A 727-nucleotide genomic window follows, 5' to 3' on the forward strand; every position below is an offset into this window, starting at 1 on the left:
TATTCGCGTCCGCAGGGTCGCCAGCCTGCAGGGCGGTCATGGCCTTTTTGAAGCCGCTGAGGAATTCCTCGCCGCGCTGCTTGCCGACAACGATGATGCGTTTCGAGCCAACGCAAACCTGTCCGCAATTCAGCGTCCGTCCGATTAACGCGGTATCGATGGCCCATTCGAGTGGAGCATCCTCCAGGACGATCATGGCATCGTTGCCACCGAGTTCGAGTACGACTTTTTTCAGATTGCGCCCGGCCCGCTCAGCAACAGCGGCGCCGGCTCTTTCACTGCCCGTGAGGGTTACTCCGCGCACGCGTGGATCGTCGATGATCCTCCCGACCTGGTCAATCGACGCGAAGACGCTGGTGTAGACCCCCGCGGGCGCACCCGCTTCTTCAAACAGTCGAGCAAACGCCAGTGCACATTGCGGCACGTTTTCGGCATGCTTCAAGATGAGTACATTGCCAACCATGAGCTGCGGAGCGGCAACGCGGGCGATCTGGTAGTACGGGTAATTCCACGGTTCGACACCCAGCAGGATTCCAACCGGATAAACATGGACTTTGGCGCCGGACACCTCCGGCACTTGTTGCGGCTCAAGGAACTCGTGTGCGCGCTGCGCGTAGTAGTCGAGGATATTTGCTGATAACTTCACTTCGGCGCGTGCTTCGGCGATCCTCTTTCCCATCTCCAGCGTGATAATCTGCGCATATTCTTCCGCCTTGTCTCGCAGGAT

1 protein-coding gene is annotated in these 727 nt (G+C 58.7%); it reads right to left on the reverse strand.

The genetic code is table 11. From position 1 onward, the window contains the following. The coding region (locus ACYP5B_RS43600; protein ID WP_459573771.1) for an aldehyde dehydrogenase family protein at window positions 1–727 on the reverse strand (727 nt) is incomplete at both ends.

This window comes from Cupriavidus sp. 8B (assembly GCF_054589115.1).